Origin of the sequence: Leptolyngbya sp. PL-A3, from assembly GCF_039962325.1 — a bacterium.
In the GTDB taxonomy this organism is placed as follows: Bacteria; Cyanobacteriota; Cyanobacteriia; order Elainellales; family Elainellaceae; genus Vacuolonema.
In genome coordinates this window covers 80,956-99,859 of the sequence record NZ_JAMPLB010000019.1, presented here as the reverse complement: position 1 = coordinate 99,859, position 18,904 = coordinate 80,956, and the positions used below count along the sequence as shown (strand labels likewise).

At 50.6% G+C, this 18,904-nt stretch carries 18 protein-coding genes; 8 read left to right on the top strand and 10 right to left on the bottom strand.

Going from position 1 to position 18,904, the window contains the following annotated elements; translation table 11 throughout:
• The first annotated feature begins 140 nt into the window (after window positions 1-140).
• The 3 genes from NDI52_RS16180 to NDI52_RS16170 are packed head-to-tail and all read left to right on the top strand — an operon-like array spanning window position 141 to window position 2,170.
• Window positions 141-320, top strand: a complete 180-nt coding sequence (locus NDI52_RS16180) for a hypothetical protein (RefSeq protein ID WP_206754936.1) — start codon at window positions 141-143, stop codon at window positions 318-320.
• A gap of 17 nt (window positions 321-337) precedes the next feature.
• Window positions 338-1,228 (top strand): DUF6816 family protein, encoded by an 891-nt coding sequence (locus tag NDI52_RS16175; RefSeq protein ID WP_242035772.1) that lies wholly within the window; start codon window positions 338-340, stop codon window positions 1,226-1,228.
• A 24-nt stretch (window positions 1,229-1,252) separates the two neighbouring features.
• The gene (locus NDI52_RS16170; RefSeq protein WP_190772123.1) at window positions 1,253-2,170 is read left to right on the top strand and encodes a histone deacetylase; all 918 of its coding nucleotides are present in this window, start codon (window positions 1,253-1,255) and stop codon (window positions 2,168-2,170) included.
• A gap of 39 nt (window positions 2,171-2,209) precedes the next feature.
• Here the strand turns inward: NDI52_RS16170 and NDI52_RS16165 are convergent, their stop codons facing one another.
• Window positions 2,210-2,761 carry a DUF2721 domain-containing protein gene (locus NDI52_RS16165; protein WP_190772124.1) on the bottom strand — a complete coding sequence of 184 codons (552 nt, stop codon included), beginning with the start codon at window positions 2,759-2,761 and terminating at the stop codon, window positions 2,210-2,212.
• 441 nt (window positions 2,762-3,202) lie between these two features.
• Between NDI52_RS16165 and ctpB the strand changes: the two genes are divergently transcribed.
• Window positions 3,203-4,564 carry a carboxyl-terminal processing protease CtpB gene (gene ctpB, locus NDI52_RS16160; RefSeq protein WP_190772125.1) on the top strand — a complete coding sequence of 454 codons (1,362 nt, stop codon included), beginning with the start codon at window positions 3,203-3,205 and terminating at the stop codon, window positions 4,562-4,564.
• 661 nt (window positions 4,565-5,225) lie between these two features.
• Here the strand turns inward: ctpB and NDI52_RS16155 are convergent.
• The 5 genes from NDI52_RS16155 to crtA form a co-directional block, all read right to left on the bottom strand.
• Complete coding sequence (locus NDI52_RS16155; protein ID WP_277874388.1) at window positions 5,226-5,360, bottom strand: hypothetical protein; 135 nt, start codon at window positions 5,358-5,360, stop codon at window positions 5,226-5,228.
• A 386-nt stretch (window positions 5,361-5,746) separates the two neighbouring features.
• Window positions 5,747-6,271: a dual specificity protein phosphatase gene (locus NDI52_RS16150; RefSeq protein ID WP_190772127.1), complete on the bottom strand. Its 525-nt coding sequence runs from the start codon at window positions 6,269-6,271 to the stop codon at window positions 5,747-5,749.
• Window positions 6,272-6,464: 193 nt separating this feature from the next.
• A complete protein-coding gene (locus NDI52_RS16145) occupies window positions 6,465-7,202 on the bottom strand; it encodes an HpsJ family protein (protein ID WP_190772128.1) in 738 nt (245 codons plus the stop codon).
• 85 nt (window positions 7,203-7,287) lie between these two features.
• On the bottom strand, window positions 7,288-7,959 hold the full coding sequence (locus tag NDI52_RS16140; protein ID WP_190772129.1) for a cyanoexosortase A system-associated protein: 672 nt from the start codon (window positions 7,957-7,959) through the stop codon (window positions 7,288-7,290).
• Window positions 7,956-8,846, bottom strand: a complete 891-nt coding sequence (gene crtA, locus NDI52_RS16135) for a cyanoexosortase A (protein ID WP_190772130.1) — start codon at window positions 8,844-8,846, stop codon at window positions 7,956-7,958. The genes NDI52_RS16140 and crtA overlap by 4 nt, the downstream gene beginning before the upstream one ends.
• Before the next feature lie 1,218 nt (window positions 8,847-10,064).
• Between crtA and NDI52_RS16130 the strand changes: the two genes are divergently transcribed.
• On the top strand, window positions 10,065-10,898 hold the full coding sequence (locus tag NDI52_RS16130) for a WecB/TagA/CpsF family glycosyltransferase (protein WP_190772131.1): 834 nt from the start codon (window positions 10,065-10,067) through the stop codon (window positions 10,896-10,898).
• A gap of 812 nt (window positions 10,899-11,710) precedes the next feature.
• Window positions 11,711-13,750 (top strand): elongation factor G, encoded by a 2,040-nt coding sequence (locus NDI52_RS16125; protein ID WP_190772132.1) that lies wholly within the window; start codon window positions 11,711-11,713, stop codon window positions 13,748-13,750.
• Between the two features lie 216 nt (window positions 13,751-13,966).
• On the opposite strand, the gene NDI52_RS16120 is transcribed toward NDI52_RS16125, so the two are convergent.
• A complete protein-coding gene (locus NDI52_RS16120; RefSeq protein ID WP_190772133.1) occupies window positions 13,967-15,088 on the bottom strand; it encodes an AI-2E family transporter in 1,122 nt (373 codons plus the stop codon).
• 508 nt (window positions 15,089-15,596) lie between these two features.
• Here NDI52_RS16120 and NDI52_RS16115 point away from each other — a divergent pair.
• Both NDI52_RS16115 and NDI52_RS16110 read left to right on the top strand, forming a co-directional pair.
• The gene (locus tag NDI52_RS16115; protein ID WP_190772134.1) at window positions 15,597-16,400 is read left to right on the top strand and encodes a DUF2232 domain-containing protein; all 804 of its coding nucleotides are present in this window, start codon (window positions 15,597-15,599) and stop codon (window positions 16,398-16,400) included.
• A 325-nt stretch (window positions 16,401-16,725) separates the two neighbouring features.
• On the top strand, window positions 16,726-17,175 hold the full coding sequence (locus NDI52_RS16110) for a tellurite resistance TerB family protein (protein ID WP_190772135.1): 450 nt from the start codon (window positions 16,726-16,728) through the stop codon (window positions 17,173-17,175).
• Between the two features lie 151 nt (window positions 17,176-17,326).
• Here NDI52_RS16110 and NDI52_RS16105 read toward each other — a convergent pair whose 3' ends face one another.
• Genes NDI52_RS16105 through minD form a run of 3 tightly spaced genes read right to left on the bottom strand, consistent with a single transcriptional unit; the run spans window position 17,327 to window position 18,897 of the window.
• The gene (locus tag NDI52_RS16105) at window positions 17,327-17,764 is read right to left on the bottom strand and encodes a hypothetical protein (RefSeq protein WP_190772136.1); all 438 of its coding nucleotides are present in this window, start codon (window positions 17,762-17,764) and stop codon (window positions 17,327-17,329) included.
• 2 nt (window positions 17,765-17,766) lie between these two features.
• On the bottom strand, window positions 17,767-18,054 hold the full coding sequence (gene minE, locus NDI52_RS16100; protein ID WP_190772137.1) for a cell division topological specificity factor MinE: 288 nt from the start codon (window positions 18,052-18,054) through the stop codon (window positions 17,767-17,769).
• A 42-nt stretch (window positions 18,055-18,096) separates the two neighbouring features.
• Complete coding sequence (gene minD, locus NDI52_RS16095) at window positions 18,097-18,897, bottom strand: septum site-determining protein MinD (RefSeq protein WP_190772138.1); 801 nt, start codon at window positions 18,895-18,897, stop codon at window positions 18,097-18,099.
• Window positions 18,898-18,904: the final 7 nt, after the last annotated feature.

The following is an 18,904-nucleotide window of genomic DNA, read 5'->3' as shown; positions in this document are numbered from 1 at the left end:
CTTCTTTAGGATAGGCCAGGGATTCATCTCCTGCCCAGAGTGAACTTCTGCGCAGACTGACCATGCCACGCCTGTTTTAACACGACCTTCGCCGAATCGCAGCCGGACCTGAAGCAGGAATGGACAGGAATGGACAAGTCGTGAGGACTCAAAACTCAAGTTCTTTAGAAATCTGGGGAGCAGCTCTTCGTGTAGCTGTAACCGACAACAGTGCGTTAGTCCAGGCTATATTAGGTCGTGCGATCGCCCCTGCTCCAGTTCCTCAACGGTTCTATCCTTTATGTCGCCTGTCTACCGATCGATACCCCTTCCCAAGCTGATGAAGAACGAGAGATGGATGCGGGCCCAAGGCCCAGATCTATCTCTCGCACCTCCTCAGCTCCGACAATGCCGTCAGCAACGTTCAAAACTTAGACTGTCTCACCATGGGCTTTGGTTGTGTGGGTTGTTGTTGGTATGGCTTCTGGGTGGCGGCTCGGCCTGGGCAGGACCTTTATCTCAACGGCTAGCGACATTTCCTAACTGGGAGGAACGGCCCATTGTTCAAGCGGCAGTAGGAGATTTGTACTACCCGGATTGGGCCGCAGGTACCTGGGATGTCGCCACAACTCTGGTGGATATGGTCGCACCTCTGGCTCCAAATGTTGTGACCCCCGGATTTGAAAGTAATCGCTCTTATTTAAATCAGCCTATTCGGTTTCAGGCCCGCTTCGTGCCGGAACAGCGAGAGCCGCCGAGTTGGCTACCCATATCGATCCCCCGCACCCCACCCATTGTGGCCGATCGGGCTTTCAATGGAGAGAACTTGGCCCATGCTTACCTGGATTCCCCTACCGGACAAAGTCCTGTATTGGCCGTTAAAGTAGATCCAGAAAACCCCAACCGCCAGCTGACAGTATTGCAAGGCAAACGCCTGTTAGTTTCAACCGTGACTGCCCGCGCCACCGAGCGCCCTGACGACAACCAATTCATCACTACGGAAATTTTTCAGCAGGAATTTCGTAGCTCACCGCAAATCTATTTGAATCAGGTAGAAACAACCACCGCTTATCAACGCTTTCCCGAAACACGTCCGGGAGAGCCCAGCCTCACAGCGGATCAAGTAACGGCAATTTACCTATCGCCCCAGGATCCTGATTTTACTCAGGCAGGCGATCGCCCCGTTGCCCTCTACCGCTACCGCCTGGAGTTCTATCCAGCCAATTCTGACGAAACGACGACCTCATAAATTTGCCCATTTCCGGCTGACCCGATGCGTCTTCCTCTGGTCTACCATCCCGATTATGTTGCGCCCTTGCCTCCTGGCCATCGATTTCCTATGGCCAAATTTGGCAAGCTTTACGAGTTGCTACTCACCGATGGGGTCGCGACCCCAGACCAATTCTTCGAGCCCGAACTCCTCCCCCGGGACCATATTGAACTGGTGCATACCCACGCCTATGTGCAGGACTACTGCAGCGGCAGTCTTTCCCCTAAAGCCATGCGCCGCATTGGCCTGCCCTGGAGCCCAGCTTTGGTCAACCGCACCTGCGTCGCTGCCAGTGGAACACTGCTAGCAGCTCGTCTGGCCTTACAAACAGGACTGGCCTGTAATACAGCTGGAGGAACGCACCATGCGTTCCCACACTATGGCGCAGGCTTCTGCATTTTCAACGATTTGGCGATCGCCGCTCGAGTCGTCCAACAACTGGGGATCGCCCAGAAAATCTTGATTGTCGACCTGGACGTACACCAGGGCGACGGCACGGCCTACATCTTCCAGGACGATCCCAGCGTCTTCACCTTCTCCATGCACTGCGATATCAACTTCCCCAGCACCAAGCAGAACAGTGATCTGGATGTTTCCCTCCCGACTGGCATGGAAGATGATGCCTACTTGCAAACCCTGGCCCATTACCTGCCTGATGTCCTGAGCCAGGTACGGCCCGATCTGGTGTTTTATGACGCTGGAGTGGATGTTCATGAAGGCGATCGCCTTGGCAAACTGGCTCTCACCGATGCAGGCCTGCGTCGTCGCGATCTCCAGGTGCTTCACACCTGCATCTCCCGAGGGCATCCCGTCGCCTGTGTGATTGGTGGCGGCTATGCCGAAGACATGGAGGCACTGGTCTATCGCCACTCCATTCTCCACCGGTCAGCGGATGAGATTTTTCGGCAATTTCAGCTGTAACGATTCAAGAGGGGGAGCTTCGCTCCCTCTCTTGAATCCTTATCCGACGTTCACTCGTTTTTCAGATACTCGACGGGATCGCCGCCTAGGCAATGTTAATCGGGGACGAATGCCCTCGGGATCGCGCCACTGCACCCAATCCCGCAACTCACCTAATAGAGAATTGGACGCGCTACGAATTTCAACTAGAGCCATCCCGACTGACAACACCATCACACCATTTCCCACCGCGAACATCACCATCGAAGCTGGGATCAACCAATCCTGGTTCCACAAGCTCCGCAAGGCTAGCATTAGCGAGCTGATCAGCAGCAGCAACAACGCACTGTAAGCAATCAAAATGCTGGCGTGGATTTGTCTGTAGTGCCGACGTAACTCCTGCTGCTGGCTTTTCAACTGTTGAAAGCGATCGCCCTGTAAAATTGCCGTGCCCATCAGTTGCTCGCGGTATTCCCGGTTAATCCAGTGCAACTGTTGCTGAAGTGTTCCCTGACGCACCAGCAACCCCATCAGCACCAACCCACATACCGCCACCATTAGGGTTGAATTGAGAATGAGCTGAATCAGTTGACTCGTTTGCTCAACGGTCATGGCGATCGCCCCCACATAAGATACAAACAGAGAAAAAGCCTAAAAAAAGTAGCCAAAAAGTACAAACGTATTAATACTCTATATCAATTGAGCGAGGGAGCAAGGGTATTCTAGAAACTGTCACATAAAAGTCTGGAAACGTTCACAGATCAAAGTTATGCTGTGTTCGCAAGTAGGTGTGAGGTCCGTTCATTTTTTACACAACGTAATGATTTTCTGCCGTACCGACCGCGAGAATCGTCGTAGTTGTTACAGAGGAAAACCGCACCCTCCTCGCAAGCTTAGAGAGTGGTAGCTGACAATCTTCAGGGGGCTTACCGTTTTTGCCAGGTTTGCGGAATTTCAATTATCCGGTCCAGCAGGCCGGAGGTTTGCCACAGCCCTCCCGCTGCTGCTCAGGCTCCTTGTTATGCCCGTCTTTTTTACAGCGAGTCGTAAACTATGCCTCAATCTCCTCGATTTCGTTCGTCCTTGCATCCTCTCTTCTTGGGAAGTGCAGCGGCGGCTGGTGCAGCTCTTTCCATTGTTAACCCCCTCTTCAGTACCGCTGTTCAAGCATCCCTAGAAGACAGCCCCAAGGCCGTTTTGGATGAGGCATGGCAAATTGTTAACCGCAGCTACGTCGACAGCAACTTTAATCAGGTCAATTGGCAGGAAACTCGCCAAGAACTGCTGAGCCGTGAGTATAGCTCCCGCAACGAAGCTTATGCAGCTTTGCGACGAGCGCTACAACAACTGGATGATCCCTATACGCGCTTCATGACTCCTCAACAGTTTGAAGCACTCACCAACCAAACCTCTGGGGAACTCTCTGGCGTTGGAATTCGCCTGAGCAAAGATTCCAGCACGAATGCCTTGGTGATTGTAGAACCGATCCCCAACTCCCCTGCGGCTGAGGCTGGAGTGCAGCCAGGCGATCGCATTCTCTTCATCGACGGAGCGGCTACCGATGAAATGACCCTGGAAGAAGCTTCTGAACGGATTCGCGGAGAGGAGGGTAAACCTATCACTCTACACCTCAGCCGCAATGGTGGTAATGGATTCGACGTAATCCTGACCCGCGCCCGGATTGAGCTCACGAACGTCACCTATAACCTTCGCCAGGAACGGGATATGAAGGTTGGGTACATTCGTTTGACCGAGTTTAGCGCCCATGCCGACGAACAGATGCAGGAGGCCATTCAGAATCTGTCTGAACAGGGAGCCGATGGCTATGTTCTAGACCTGCGGGGAAACCCCGGTGGCCTTGTGGATGCCTGTTTATCGATCGCTCGCATGTGGATCCAAAATGGTACCCTGGTACGCATTGTGGACCGAGTTGGAACGAATGAATCGGCTCTGGCTGACAACAGCGCCCTCACCCGCTTACCCCTGGTTGTCCTGGTAGATGGCAACTCCGCCAGCTCCAGTGAGATCTTAACAGGAGCATTAAAGGATAATGGACGGGCGACAGTTGTAGGTAGCCAGACATTTGGTAAAGCCCTGGTGCAATCCGTTCATGAGCTTTCGGATGGCTCTGGGTTAGCCGTAACAATTTCTCACTATTACACCCCCGACGGCACCGACATCAGCCACCGAGGCATTACTCCGGATGTCCCCATCAACCTGACAGAAGCTCAACAAAGACGCCTCGCCACCGAGCCCAACGCTTTGGCAAGCCAATCTGACCCACAATATACCCGAGCGATTTCTGTCCTTCACAACGATGTCATCGCCTGGCGTAACAACCCCGATAATCGGGTTTCGCCATCGGCTCAAACAGCTCCTAGCTCTGAAGTTGGAGCCCGTGTCCTGCACCCGTAGCTCGTTTCAGGCAGCCTGCTAACGGTATGGAGGATGGGCGAAAAACCTATCCTTCATATTCCCAGTTCTATTTCCATCAAACCTCTATCATTCGATAGGGATCAGGTTAAATCCCTCAGATTGTGCTTACTAGAGACTGAGCACAATTCAGAAGGTTTATATCCCTTTCTATCTGACGAAGAGGGGTGAGTGCTGAACACTCACCCCTCTTCACGCTTAATCTGAAGAGCAGTAGTTAACTTGAGTTCGGGTAAGGGTATTCGCCTGAACTCCATTAAGAATCGCCCGCCACCATTCCTCGCACAATATCCGAGTCGTTAAAGTTAGTTCCTCAGATGATGTTTGTGGGGTTGGGCATGTCCACTCTCGTAGAATCTGAGCGTACCCGCAGAGTAAAGTGGCTGAACGCCGGTGCTCCCTGCCGAGCGCGAGCAACCAGGCGAATGGTTATAAGCACCTTCAGAGGCAACCGGCAGCAGTCCCTGGAAGAGATTTTGTGGGTTAAACCGTAGCCAGGCTGGCAGAGTGTGGCCATTGCTCAGTTGAGCCTGATGGCTCAGGCGATCGCCCCGATTCCCATCGATAAAAGTGCTGCCCGGAAAGCGGAGGCTAAATAAAACGAAGCCATTCAGGAAGGGCAGCCCCATTGCTCAGACGTGCCTTATAGGTGAGGCGATCGCCATTTAGATCTACAATCGTTGGCTAAAACGCCATTCAGGGCAGTAACGGTCGGAATAGTATCTTCGTTCAGGGTGTACTGGTCGGCGATCGCTCCGTGAATATTCTTACAATCCACATTGCGATGATAAAAATAGGCGATCGCATTCAGTAAAAAAACGGTTTTATATACACAACTGTTTTTACTCCGTACTCATAACAGTACACAGTAATGTTCCATTTAAATCCAAATCCTGTTTCTGATGGCATCAACTCTTTTGCGTAACAACTGCTTAGGATTAGGATGAAACGCCGTTCTTGCACACCTTCATTTCTATGTTCTGGAAGTGTGATTCTTGAAAGAAGAGTGCTTAGCGTCTCTCTCAACAACTACACACTTGAAATTGGATTCAGCCCGAAGACTGCTCGCTTGGGCCGAGTGGTCTTCGGCTTCAAAGCCGAGAGTTCGTGCCCTATGGGCACGAACTCTCGGCTTTGAAGCTCACTATGAGAATTACTGACGGATTATGGAATCAATTGCCGGATAGCCTGGAGTTGCACCTCAGTGAGTAGGACTTGGGGACGAACCTGTTTCACCTGATGAATGGCTTCCCATAGTTCTAAATCCTGGTGGCAGCACAGGTAGGCAATACAAACAGCAGGCGATCGCTCAATCCCCGCCAGGCAGTGTACATATACTGGAGTCTTCTGGCTAACCTGTGTATGGATGAAGCACACAGCACGGGCCATTTGAGTAGCATCCGGGCGAGCGGCATAGCGACTGTCCGGCAGCATCACCCGCAACCAATCAAACTGTTGAGGCATGTCTGCTGGAATATCCCCTTCCTGAGCGGCACAAAGGGTCAGTACACTGCGAATCCCAAGTTGATGAAAGCGCTGGCTATCTCCTTCTCTGGGCAAGGAACCAAAGGCTAACAACCCGGGCAGAAGCCAGGCCATTGAACAGCCCTTAGAAGCTGGAGACAGTTCATCCTGGCGTGCGCTTTTTCGCCGGGGATTACCCCAGGGTGATGCAAGTGATTTCCACATGGAGAATAGCTCGATTACGGATGGCGATATGGGCCTCTAAACAGGTTTCAATGGAGCGATCGCCTGATCCGGCTAAAACATAAGAGGTTATTTAATGTATTCATAAGGAATTCATAACTTGAACAATATTTGCTGTCAGCACAGAAGAGGGCAGGTACGAAGTACCTACCCTCTTCTGTCCCAAGATTAATCCTTATAGTGATTCGGGATTTGGAATTGGCTTTTTCGCCCCTTTCGATCGCTTCTTATTACCTATACGGGCCCAGGGAGTGAGATACCAGACGTAGGCAAACAAGACACTCGAGATCAACGCACTCAAGTTCCACTTGATGGAGCTTTGCAGCAATGTGTTACGCCGAGCCGCTTTTTCTGCATCAGCTTGGGTCTGCATCTGTTGCCGGAGAGTTTGTAGTTGCCCCATGATTTGCTCCTTCGGGGGCTGCGTGGATTCCTCTAACTTAATTCCCTGGCTGGAGAGGAAGTTGGCAATATCCTCTGGTGTGGCTTGATTCAACTGTTGCTCAAATTGAGTAAACCGCTCTGTTTGAGCTTGAAACTGCTGGTTAATCGTTGCCTCGTTCATAGTATTCAGCCGCATCGTATCCATCACACCCCATAACGGAATCATCAGGAACAGAAATAGGCTAAAGCCCAGTGCCAACCACGATAAAACCTTCAAGCAGGGACGCTCCCACGCCTGGCGAGTTTGCGTATCTCCTAGAAAGACCAACGCCAGGGCCAGCAATGGCACAGGAACCCGCTCCACCATTTGTCCCATAGCGGAGAATTCCCATTCAGGGTTCATCAACTGGGGAGGAATAAGAATGGTTAGATATTCCAGCAGGCTGAGTAGCAATAGACCATAGCCTACCATTCGGATAATGGAAAATGAAAAGGCTTTGGATGGGGCGTCATGGGATACTTGAGACATGAGTAGTTCTCCACAGTAGATGTTGAGAAGAAGTGAAATCAGGTTGGATAACTCGTATCCTTTGCAAAAACACGAACGGTGCGATTTAAGGGTTGGGAAAGCGGCTTTGCCATTGAGTTTGCCAACGTTCCCAAGAAGCTTCGAGGACAGGGTAAGTGGCCTCAGCGGAAGCGTTTGGAGCGATCGCCAAGGTCATATACGTCCATAAGCAACGGCTATCTTGCAGAGACACCTGCCCCAACACAATTGGGATAGCCCGGTCAAGGCGAAGGTCATAGGTATAGCGGTTTTGGGTGAACTGAGCCGACGTCACCGTCGTTCCACCTTTGGGATTGATACAACTACTGAGGTAAGCGGTGTCACCCTCGGCAAAAAGGCTGTAGTAACCTGCTTCGTTTTGCCGAATAGTGCTTTCAAAGGGAATGGTCGGTGTGACCTTGCCGTATTGCAGTATCAGGTTACGAACGCTGGTATCAGACTTTTCGAGATACCGCATTTCAATATCCAATTGGCGATCGCCCTGGTGATAGCGGTACAAGGCCACAGCTCGCAATTCGTTGGCCTTATTCTCGGGAATAGGCAAGGATTGGGGAGGTTGTGAGCGCCAGTTGGGAAGTTCGATGGCGTCAGCAAATACGGTAGGTGCGGCGATCATGCGAGTTGGCATCAACCACAGCACTTTTGCCAGAGTGATCAGTACTCCACCACAAAGCAGGGCAAGCCACGAAGCCCGTAGGGACGGCGTCAGAGAAGTCATTCTTCCAGTACCTCCAAGTCGCTTTCATCCTCCCAGTCACTCTCATCCTCCAGATCGTTCAGGCGCATCATGAGATAGCAGAGAGCCCCGGCGATCGCCACCGCAATCATTGAAAAAATTAAGGAACCTGTACCCTCGTGCCAGTAGCGAAACGCCTCTGGTTGCGAGTTGGCTACCAGGTAGGCCATCAGAGCTACCCGAAAAGCGTTCACCATAAAGGCAATGAACACTCCTGACACCAGCAGAAATAGACGCGACAGCCATCCCAACGGCACCAGTACCAGAAACAGCCCGGTCAATGACAAAACATGGGTCATAGACTCAATCCCTGAACAACCGGGGTAAACTTCCACGGCCCCCCCAGCCATTTGAATATTCAGCCCATCTCGCACTACAGAAAACCCGGAATACCAAAGAATCAGCGACGCAAATTTAGCGGTCCATGGTGTTGGATCCAGTAGTATCGGCAAAATCACCCGGGGTAATCCCAGAAATGCCAGGGCCGTAAACTCCTGGCTATATTGCCTCAAGTAGGAAAAGCCAGAAGTCAGTAGAGCCAACCCTAAACCTGCTACCAGCGGGGCCAAAAGCAAAAATGTTGTGCTGGGTAACCCGACGCTTCTCAATAGGATGAAGACCAGCAACACAGTCCCCACCGCACTCGCAATATAGGTGGATTGCCGGCTTAAGCTAGACCAGCGATCGCCTAACAGCGAAGCAATAACGGCCAGAAAGAGGAGGTTTGCAGCCAACAAATCGGCATCATTGACCCGCCAAACCAGGGTGAGTTGGATAGATACTAAACCTGTGGCGATCGCCCGTAACCAGAAATCGCTATATCTGAGCAAGCGCAAATTGTGTGATAGAGAGGAAGCTTTTGTATTCATGGGTTAAACCACGACAACAGCCAGGAGCCAGGGAATAAGGAGATTAGGTGATCACTTGAGAAGGATAGTTACCCGTTCAAGAATTGATTTTGGGAAACGTAGCGCACAAAATCAACGCTCAGACAACAACAGGTCAGATTATTCTTTAAGCTCTTGAATAGTTTTAGAAGCATTTATTCTCTTCAAAGTAGAGCCGAATGAAGGGAGCTTTCATTTCAAGGAATTTTAGGCTGATTCTAAAGCAGTCAAATTCCTTCCAAGAAGGCCAATTCATGACAGCAAACTAGACACGAACTTTACATAGAATTCAAAACTTTTTCTGGAATAGACCTCGTAGAAATTGCTAGGGATAAATTCCCGAAAAGGGGATGGTTGGCAGCCTCAATTGCAGTTCAAAAAACATTTTATCTATCTACAGAAAAGCCATAGACCGAATACAGATGATGCCAAGGATTTTGTAGGGTAATTACACAATTCCAAAGGCACCAGGTTCATACTGACGTGCAAGCTTAGTTTACCCAGTTCCTTTAAAGCACTAACAAAGCCTCCTTAGGACTATTCTCTTGGAAGGCTTTTGAGAAGGTTTTTCGTGGACTGAGCAACACAACAGAAAATAACAGGACTTATGCATTTAAGTTGTAGGTGGTGTGCAAAGCACACCACCTACAACTTAAATGCTCTAGGTATAGAGTACTTGCGTAAGTCCTAAATAACTTAGAGAAACATTCAATCTACTTTTCAGGCAGGAAATTTATTCCCAAAATGTCTGCCATGGTATTTCCGTCTCAAACAAGTAAAGACTCCGTAAAGAGACAAATTACCTTTCTAAAAATCCCATCAAGTCCGGCGTTACTCTCTCCTATCAAAGCACTCCACCGGTTTTAATCAAATTTAGAGGCAATATCAATCTACTGATCCAATGGTATTGCTAATCCAAATTCCGTAATTCTTCTGAGTCTATTTACCTTTTTCCAGTGTTAGTCGTAGAGGGGCTACTCGTGTACGGAATTTGCGATGCTACGTCTGAAGCCAGTTAGGTGGATATACCGAATCCCTGAATTCCGTAAAGCGTATTTCATGGGTTCTCCCCTATTTTCACCGTCTGGCTCGCGCACTTTAAAAGAGCGCAAACTGCTCACGCACAGGCCTGTGCAGTGATTCGTCTGCAAGGTCTTCTCTATCCTGCTGCCTTTCGCAATGTCATGGAGTACGCGGTTAATGGACACAGTTAAAATTCTAAATCTCGAAATTCATAACCTAACAATGGACTCGTTTCTGCATCAGCTAAAAGCAGGAACGGTTTATACTCCAAACACCGATCACATCATGCAATTGCAGCGGGATGCTGCTTTTATGGAGGTTTACCAGGAAGCTGACTACAAAGTATGCGATAGCAAACTGCTGGTATTTGCTTCCTACCTATTGGGCACACCTTTCAAAGATAAAATTTCAGGTTCTGACCTCTTCCCAGCCTTCTACAACTACCACCAAGACAATGAAGATGTCACAATTTTCTTGTTAGGTGCCATGGAAGGAGTAGCCGCTCAGGCTCAGAAAAACATTAATGCCAAAGTTGGCCGTGAGATGGTGGTGGGCACCTACTCTCCGCCATTCGGCTTTGAGAAGGATGAAGCCGAGTGCCAGAAAATCATTCAGATGGTTCAAGATTCTGGAGCTACCGTCTTGGCCGTTGGCTTAGGGGCACCCAAGCAGGAGAAGTTCATCCATCGGTTCAAATCCCAATTCACCAATGTCAAAATTTTCATGGCTATTGGTGCCACCCTTGACTTTGAAGCAGGCAACGTAAGCCGAGCGCCTAAAATTTTGAGTGAGCTGGGTCTGGAATGGTTCTACCGTATGTGCCGAGAACCCAAACGGCTCTGGAAGCGTTACCTTCCTGCTGCTCCTCGTTTTGCCTATCTACTGCTCCTACAAAAGCTGAATCTTTACAGAGATCCCTGGCAGGGCCAAGGACAGGCTAAGGCTCTTGAACAGCCCACAGACGCTACTGCCGATGCGAAGCTGCCGTCCTCCCCGGGTGTCTCTATCTAATACAACATCTGATTGAATGATGAAGTGCGTGGTGCATGGCATCGCGCACTTTTTCTATTGAGGCTTTTACTGCTACAGGGGCACTAATTTACAGTACTTAACGTCAGTTCGGGATAAGCCGAACCGCCCATTATTGCGTGCGCGTTGCGCACGCAATAATGGGCTTTTTCGAGTGCCGCGCGAAGCACGGCACTCGAAAAAGCCCTTAACCCGAACTGAGGTTACTTAGACAAGAAGAGGGGTGGGCGTGAGGCACACTCGCACCCCTTCTTGTCTAATCAGAGTAGAAGCTGCGTGAGTGGGCTTGCAGCTTACGGTTGAAGGCGTACACGCCCTACCTCTCACTCTGGGCAGCTCCATATAAAAATGGTATTAGCTCAATTGTTTGAACTCGGAAGTGGGGTAGATGCTTTTCAACATCTCATTCTCAAAACAATAACTATGGGGATAAAGCCTAAATCGTCAGTATGTCTTAAACTTTGGTTTAAGTTTGATTGCATTGGTTTACCAAAGTTTTTTTAACTTGCAAATGGAACACCATTACCGTGAATTTTCCTAACTTGAATTCATCGCTAGTTTGTGGTCAGGTTAATCTGAATACAGGCCGTTGAGATGTTGTTTGGTTGATTTCTTCATTGATACCTGGCACTCCGCCAATTGTGTCAAATATGAAAACCTGACTATCAGGAAGCCAGTCTCTACTGTATACAAGCTCTTCATTTCAGAACTTCCTTTAGGTTTTTCATCGGCAATTCTCGGATACTCAGCGGTAGATATTCTATCCCATTCGATCCGATGATTCGGAGGGTTTTATGAGTGAAAAAGTTTTATCGGGCTCACGAAATGTGGCGATTGTGGGGCCATACCTGAGTGGCAAAACGACGTTGCTGGAAAGCATTCTCTCTGTAACCGGTACGGTTTCTCGAAAAGGTAGTGTGAATGAGAAAAATACCGTAGGGGATAGCTCAGCCGAAGCCCGCGATCGCCAAATGTCTGTAGAAGTTAATGCCGCCAGTGCAGAGCAGGGCGGCATTTGTTTTACGTTTTTGGATTGCCCTGGCTCCATCGAATTTGTACAGGAAACCTGCAATGCATTGATGGGAGTAGATGCAGCGATCGTCGTATGCGAGCCTGACATTGGTCGTGTGCTGACCCTGGCCCCCTTATTTCAGTTTTTAGACGATCGGGAAATTCCCCACCTGCTGTTCATTAATAAGATGGATCGCGCCCACGCGCCTTTCACAGAAATTATTGAAGCCCTTCGCAGTGTGTCCAGTCGGCCCCTGGTATTACACCAGTACCCCATTGGCCAGGGCGAACATTTGAAGGGCTACATCGACTTGGTGACCGAGCAAGCCTACCAGTACCATCCCGGTTCACCCGCCGATGCCATTCCTTTACCGCCAGAACTGCAAGATGCAGAACGTGCTGCCCGGACGGATATGCTGGAGCACCTGGCAGACTTTGACGACCACCTCCTGGAAGAACTCCTGGAAGACATTCAGCCAGAGCGTGAGGAAATTGAGCGCGACCTCAAGATGGAGTTGGGCGCTGATCTGATTGTGCCCGTATTCGTTGGGGTCGCTGAGCAAGATTTTGGCGTACGGCCCCTGTTGGATGCGCTGCTTCGAGAAGCACCCGAACCGGAAGTCACTGCTGAACGCCGTGGGCTGAAGGCGAATTCAAATGAGGCGATCGCCCAGGTTCTCAAAACCTACTACACCCCTCAGGGCGGCAAACTCTCCCTGGTGCGCGTCTGGAGCGGCAAACTCACGGATGGTATTACGCTCAACAACACCCGCACAGGTGGTTTGTACCGCATGATGGGGCAGCAACAGCAACCTATTAGCGAAGCGCCTGCTGGCACCATTGTTGCCATGGGACGGATGGAAGGTGTGAAAACCGGAGAAATACTCACAACAAATGGTCAGAAAACCGATCTGTTGCCTCAAGCTCCAACATTAACCCCTGTATATGCGATGGCCATTGCGCCACGCGATCGCAAGGATGAGGTGAAAATTACTGGAGCCCTCAACAAACTTCTGGAAGAGGATCCCTCCCTGTTCTGGGAACAGCATGGCGATACCCACGAAGTTATTCTCTGGGGCCAGGGCGATATTCACCTGCAAGTGGCGCTCGATCGGCTGGAACGTAAGTATAAGCTACCCATGAGCACCCACGCGCCTCAGGTTCCTTACAAGGAAACTATCCGCAAACCGGTTACCAAGATCCATGGTCGCTACAAGCACCAGACAGGTGGTCACGGCCAGTTTGGGGATGTATATCTGGATATTCAACCACTGCCGCGTGGTAATGGCTTTAACTTCAACGAGACGATTGTAGGTGGTGTAGTGCCCCGGCAGTACATCCCGGGTGTAGAAACAGGCGTGCGGGAATATCTGGTGCATGGGCCCTTGGGCTTCCCAGTGGTGGATGTAGCTGTAACGCTAAAGGACGGCTCCTACCATTCCGTTGACAGCTCGGAGCAAGCTTTCAAGATGGCGGCACGGTTAGCGATGCAGGAAGGCATGGCCAAGGCAGAGCCTCAGCTACTGGAACCCATCCTCTCAGTGACGATTTCGGTACCTAACGATGCGACCTCTAAGGTGCTGCGTTTGGTAAATGGCCGTCGCGGTCAGGTGTTGGGCTATGAAGCCAAGGAAAACTGGAAAGGCTGGGATGAGGTGCAAGCGCAAATTCCACAGGCGGAGATCCAGGACATGATTCTGGAGTTGCGATCGCTCACCATGGGCGTTGGCTTCTTCCGCTGGGAGTTTGACCACCTGCAAGAAGTTCCCGAGAAAATTGCGGAACGGCTGTTAGCCAAAGCAAATGGCCATAACGGTGGGTGATTCATCTAATGTTCAGGCGCGTTATGCCTGAACACTAAAAACCCCATAACTTCTTAAAGTGAGACGTTGATGGTTTTAAGGGCAAGCTCTCCGGAGCTTGCCCTTTGTTCAGGCTATTGGCTGCGTAGGGTGTGCTTCGCACATCACATCACAAACAATGGAACGGCGCGGAGCTTTGCTTCACGCCGTTCCTATAGGTATTGAATCGAATGTGTATTACTCGCGAGTGGCAACACTTTCAGGGGGAGGAGTCTCCTGAAACAATCCATCGCTGCCAGATTCTGTTGCCAGGAGCCAGGGCAGAACATCGGAAGACCGCAAGGTATCAAAGCTGGCTTTAATAAAGCTGGCAATAGGAACAGCAATTAACAATCCCAGTGCGCCCCCCAGCTTGACTCCTATATCTAAAGAAATCAGCATCCAAACAGGATTGAGTCCCGTCAGCTCACCGACAATTCGTGGTCCCAAAATATTTTCGCAAACCTGGTTAATCAGAATGGCGATCAGCAGCACCTTTACCCCTAACCAGAAGTTTTGCAAGGCCAGAAGAATGCTGACAATAGAAATTGTTGTGATGCCACCCAGGGGAATCAGGCTGGCAACGCCAATACCAAAACCAAACAGTTGAGCCAGGGGAACACCGAGGATCATCATGGCGGTCACCTGAGCAAACCCAACGATGCTGGCCAGGGTCACTTGCCCGGCAATAAAGCGTTCAAAGTTTTGCGGTAGGGACTGGCGGATCTGGGTACTCCATCGGGGAGGAAGCCAGCTGAGAATACCGGCCCATAGGCTTTCACCTCGCCATACCAGGAAGATGGTGAGGGCCACCGTTAGGAAGATGTTAACGATGCTGCCGATCGCACTAAAGAGAATAGTGATGAACTGGCTGGTGAGCGATCGCAACACACTGGTCAACCGCTCAATCAACTGATTCAGGTTGGTGCTGAAATCAACGGGAATCTGCTGTTCTGCAGCCCAAGTTTCCAGGGACTTGAGCTGTTGTTGACCTGACCGCAGCCACTCTGGTAGGCGAATAATCAATTCATTTGCCTGGCGCAAAATGACTGGTCCCAGGAAAATGAACAGCACTGTCACCAGCACCACAAACAGCAGCAGCACAATCCCCGCTGAAATTCCCCGATTGACCCCACGCTGTTGCAGAAACCGAATGGGATAATCTAGCAAAAACGCGACCAGTGTCGCTGATATGAGCGTGCTCACCAAAGGCTGCAACGAATTGGCCAGCAGCAGGAGCAGCCAACCATTGAGAAAAATGATGGGGAAGGCCAGCCCGATGGTGAAAAAGCGGGGCAGCTTATTCAAAAAATCCAGCATAGGAGCATCAATAATGCATCAGAACGGGGCAGATTCCGCCTTATGTTCATTATTATTGCCGGAATTGGCTTCAACGTCTTCGCTACTGGGATAGGGGTTAGGCAATAGCAAGACTCCCATTGATTGAGCGAATGCTAAACTTCCTCCTCTATGGGAGCAGTAGCCTATAGTAGAAGAGCATTTGCCGAAGGCAGGAACATCGGTGGAGCGGTAGTGGCCATATCGGTAACACGCGCCCTAATCGGCTCACCTGAGCAAGAGGTAGCCTGCATGATCGTGGATACTGTTGAGCCAGACTGGATCTTCTGAGCTGCACCTACCTTCGATCACAAAAACTCTAAGGATGAAAATCAGCTTGATGAATTTTGCATGCGTGTTGTGCACGTAAATCAAAGGTTTTCACTCTCGATACAGGCAGGTCACCCCAGATGAGGCCGCCGTGCAAATAACTCGACGCGATAATGTAGATTTGACGGAGCTTTTAGATCGGTAGCGATCGCCCAACCTCATGCATGATTTTCCAGACGAGCCTTCCGCAACGCCTTCCTCTCGCCCCGAGGAAAACCAACGCCGATTCAGTAGTGGAGGTTCGCTCGAGGAGTGGGAAGCCGTTGAGGCAGAACTAGCGCGACCCATTCACTCCTACGAACCTATTCAGGGGCAGCGAGCGAGTGCGCCCCCTTTAGCCCTTGTAGAAACAGCATTTTTAGCCAGCACGACAGGTTTGCTTTGGTTAGCCAGCTACTATTTGAGTCTGGTGCCCTGGATGCGGGTCGTCTTTCCACTCCCTCTGGCACTGGTTTATCTGCGATGGGGCAGTCGCGCCGCATGGATGGGGCTCACAGTCACAGCCCTACTGCTGTCAATTCTCATGGGGCCTTACTTAAGTGTGCTATTTTTAGTGCCCTATGGCCTGTTGGGAGTGCAACTAGGAGCCACCTGGAAGCATCGGATGGGTTGGACTGGGTCAATCACAACGGGAACGTTGCTCTCTACTCTGAGTTTTTTCTTTCGAGTCTGGTTGCTATCCGTTTTCGTCGGGGAAGATTTGTGGGTTTATCTGACCAGCCGCATTGCTGACTTAGCGCAATGGATTGTTGCACGGTTGGTAGACTGGGGGATTTTGGGAGTAGGAGCCCTGGGCCAAGTCGATTTGGTGTGGGTTCAAGCCCTGACGATTGGTACCGTCCTACTCAGTGATCTCATTTATCTCTTTACCGTCCATCTAGCAGCCTGGTTGCTATTGCAACGCTTGGGCAACCCTATTCCAGATCCACCGGAATGGGTACAGGTGATTTTTGATGAGGAATAGAATCAACTGAATTTAAGCTATCGAAACTAATACTTCCCCACACCCATTTTGATAGATGGGATGTGGTGGGCAATGCCCGCACATCTCACCTATCAAAATAGGTGGTCTCCTGGAGTCTGAAAGGGTTGTTTCTTCGTTTGTGAAGTGCACGAAAAAACAACCCTTTTAGACTGCTGCAAAACACGTCTTAATAGGGAAAATCAATTTTGCCCGATGGGTACACTTGGAAATATAGCTAAACCGAGCCATTGATACTCACCGAACTAAGCTATATCCCTTATCGGGAGGGGTTTCCGTCGCATGCTCTTCAGCAAGGAGAAACCACATGGGTTTGTTTGACCAGGTCCTAGATGCACAACAGAGTTCAGTGCAGGCAGTGTTGAGCCCAGCCGAAGCTTTTGCAGCCATCACTTTGGCAGCGATCGCCTCAGACGGCCATCTCTCCGAACAGGAATTGAATGGATTAATCACCGCGCTAAACCGCATGCGGCTTTATCGCAGTTACACTGGCGATACCATGCGACAGATGTTCGACAAGCTATTCGGCATTCTCAAGCACGATGGTGTCGGGGTTCTATTCAACGCAGCTCAGGATCTGCTGCCCAAGGAATTGCAAGAGGCAGCCTTTGCGGTTGCGGTCGATTTACTAATGGCCGATGGCCAGGTCAGCCCCGAAGAAAAGGCTTTTTTAGAACAGCTCTACAACACGCTCAATATCCCCGAAGAAAAAGCCAACAAAATTATTGAAGTCATGGCAATTAAAAATCGGGGTTAAACTAACCAGAATTGGCGCAGTTTTGCTAAATTCCGTAGGGCTCATCCACCATTCACACAATTAGCCCCCTGTATGAATCAGTTTTTGAGGGCTTGAATCGTTGCGCGGCTTCACTTCGCAACGATTCAAGCCGGAAGTCTACTGAGCAAGACTATAGCCCTTCTCTACTTTGTTTGAATAATTCCAGGTCAGCTTTAATGCGCTCGTACCCAGCGGAATTTTCCCCCTCCAGGTACAGCTCACCTGCACGTACAAGGCTACGAACCGCTTCATTATCCTGGCGCAAATTGGCCTGGATCATTCCAAGGTTGTGGAAAAATTCGGGACGGGTAGGATCCGACTGGATAGCCGTGGTAAGGGGGGCGATCGCAGCACGAAACTTCCCCTGCCGAAAGGCCACACAACTCTCATCAAACGCTTTCCAGCCTTCGCTGGTTGGGCGCGGTTCAGGCACATTGATGGGGTTTGCAAAAATAACCCGGCGGCTTCCACTGCCCACATAGGCCCAGAGCATCACGATCAGGGCAAAGCCACCTACCGCCAGGATAAACGCCAGCCAGGTTAATAGATTGCTCGTTTCCAATGTCATGGTTATTCCACTAATGGGTCAGACTTAACCCGACGAATGGGCAGATTGGCAATCAGAGCCGTAGCTCGCTGATTATTCTCTAGCATGAATTCTGTCGCCTCCGTGTCGATATCCACGTAGCGGGAGACCACCTCAAGGATTTCCTGCCGCATTTTTTCGACCGTCTCAGGCGGTAGGTCAGCGCGATCGTGGGCCAGCACAATTTGCAAGCGCCGCTTTACGGTCTCACGGTTACTGGTTTCGGGGGTAGATGGTCGCGGAAACAGGCGATCAAGAAGTTCGGAAAGCATGGGAGAGCAGAGGAAATAGCGATGGATTCAATGGACGTTGGATCAAGACCCCCGGAACAAGCGACGGATGCGTGAGAACAAGTCATCGTGGGTTGCCGTGAGGTCTAAGAACGGCACCGCTTCCCCTTCTAAGCGGCGAGCAATGTTGTGGTAAGCCAGCCCAGCCAGGGTCAGCTTTTGCTCCAGCACCAGGGGTTCACCCTTGTTAGTAGATACAATTACCCGTTCATCATCAGGCACGACGCCAATCAACGGAATCGCCAAGATTTCCTGCACATCCTTCACCGACATCATCAGGTCTTCCTGCACCATGGCAGGTTTGAGACGGTTGACGATCAGGTTTTGCTTTTTGATGTCGTTAGCTTCTAGCAGACCTACCACTCGATCGGCATCGCGCACAGCGGCGATTTCGGGAGTGGTGACAATCAGGGCTTCTTGAGCAGCGGCGATCGCATTCTGAAACCCCTGCTCAATTCCTGCCGGACAGTCAATCAACACATAGTCAAAAGAAACCTTCAGGGAGTCCACCAGTTGCTTCATTTGATCAGCATTGATGGATTCTTTGGTGCGGTTCTGGGCGGCTGGCAGCAATGACAAATTCGGTTGCCGTTTATCCCTCACCAAAGCCTGGTCTAAACGGCACTCGCCAGATAGCACTTCGATTGCCGTGTAAACGATACGGTTTTCAAGGCCCAATAGCAGGTCAAGATTACGCAGGCCAAAATCAGCGTCCAGCACCACGACTTTTCTTCCGCGTTGCGCCAGGGCCATGCCCAGGTTGGCGGTGCTGGTGGTCTTGCCAACGCCTCCCTTCCCCGATGTAACGACAAAGATGCGACTCATGAATCCC

Excerpts from the sequence above, each read along its gene's own strand:
- NDI52_RS16110 (WP_190772135.1), top strand. The coding sequence starts at position 16,726 with ATGGGTTTGTTTGACCAGGTCCTAGATGCACAACAGAGTTCAGTGCAG.
- NDI52_RS16145 (WP_190772128.1), bottom strand. The coding sequence starts at position 7,202 with ATGTCTCAAGTATCCCATGACGCCCCATCCAAAGCCTTTTCATTTTCC.
- NDI52_RS16105 (WP_190772136.1), bottom strand. The coding sequence starts at position 17,764 with ATGACATTGGAAACGAGCAATCTATTAACCTGGCTGGCGTTTATCCTG.
- NDI52_RS16140 (WP_190772129.1), bottom strand. The coding sequence starts at position 7,959 with ATGACTTCTCTGACGCCGTCCCTACGGGCTTCGTGGCTTGCCCTGCTT.
- crtA (WP_190772130.1), bottom strand. The coding sequence starts at position 8,846 with ATGAATACAAAAGCTTCCTCTCTATCACACAATTTGCGCTTGCTCAGA.
- NDI52_RS16165 (WP_190772124.1), bottom strand. The coding sequence starts at position 2,761 with ATGACCGTTGAGCAAACGAGTCAACTGATTCAGCTCATTCTCAATTCA.
- NDI52_RS16170 (WP_190772123.1), top strand. The coding sequence starts at position 1,253 with ATGCGTCTTCCTCTGGTCTACCATCCCGATTATGTTGCGCCCTTGCCT.
- NDI52_RS16175 (WP_242035772.1), top strand. The coding sequence starts at position 338 with ATGCGGGCCCAAGGCCCAGATCTATCTCTCGCACCTCCTCAGCTCCGA.
- ctpB (WP_190772125.1), top strand. The coding sequence starts at position 3,203 with ATGCCTCAATCTCCTCGATTTCGTTCGTCCTTGCATCCTCTCTTCTTG.
- NDI52_RS16125 (WP_190772132.1), top strand. The coding sequence starts at position 11,711 with ATGAGTGAAAAAGTTTTATCGGGCTCACGAAATGTGGCGATTGTGGGG.
- NDI52_RS16150 (WP_190772127.1), bottom strand. The coding sequence starts at position 6,271 with ATGTGGAAATCACTTGCATCACCCTGGGGTAATCCCCGGCGAAAAAGC.
- NDI52_RS16120 (WP_190772133.1), bottom strand. The coding sequence starts at position 15,088 with ATGCTGGATTTTTTGAATAAGCTGCCCCGCTTTTTCACCATCGGGCTG.
- minE (WP_190772137.1), bottom strand. The coding sequence starts at position 18,054 with ATGCTTTCCGAACTTCTTGATCGCCTGTTTCCGCGACCATCTACCCCC.
- NDI52_RS16115 (WP_190772134.1), top strand. The coding sequence starts at position 15,597 with ATGCATGATTTTCCAGACGAGCCTTCCGCAACGCCTTCCTCTCGCCCC.
- NDI52_RS16130 (WP_190772131.1), top strand. The coding sequence starts at position 10,065 with ATGGACACAGTTAAAATTCTAAATCTCGAAATTCATAACCTAACAATG.
- minD (WP_190772138.1), bottom strand. The coding sequence starts at position 18,897 with ATGAGTCGCATCTTTGTCGTTACATCGGGGAAGGGAGGCGTTGGCAAG.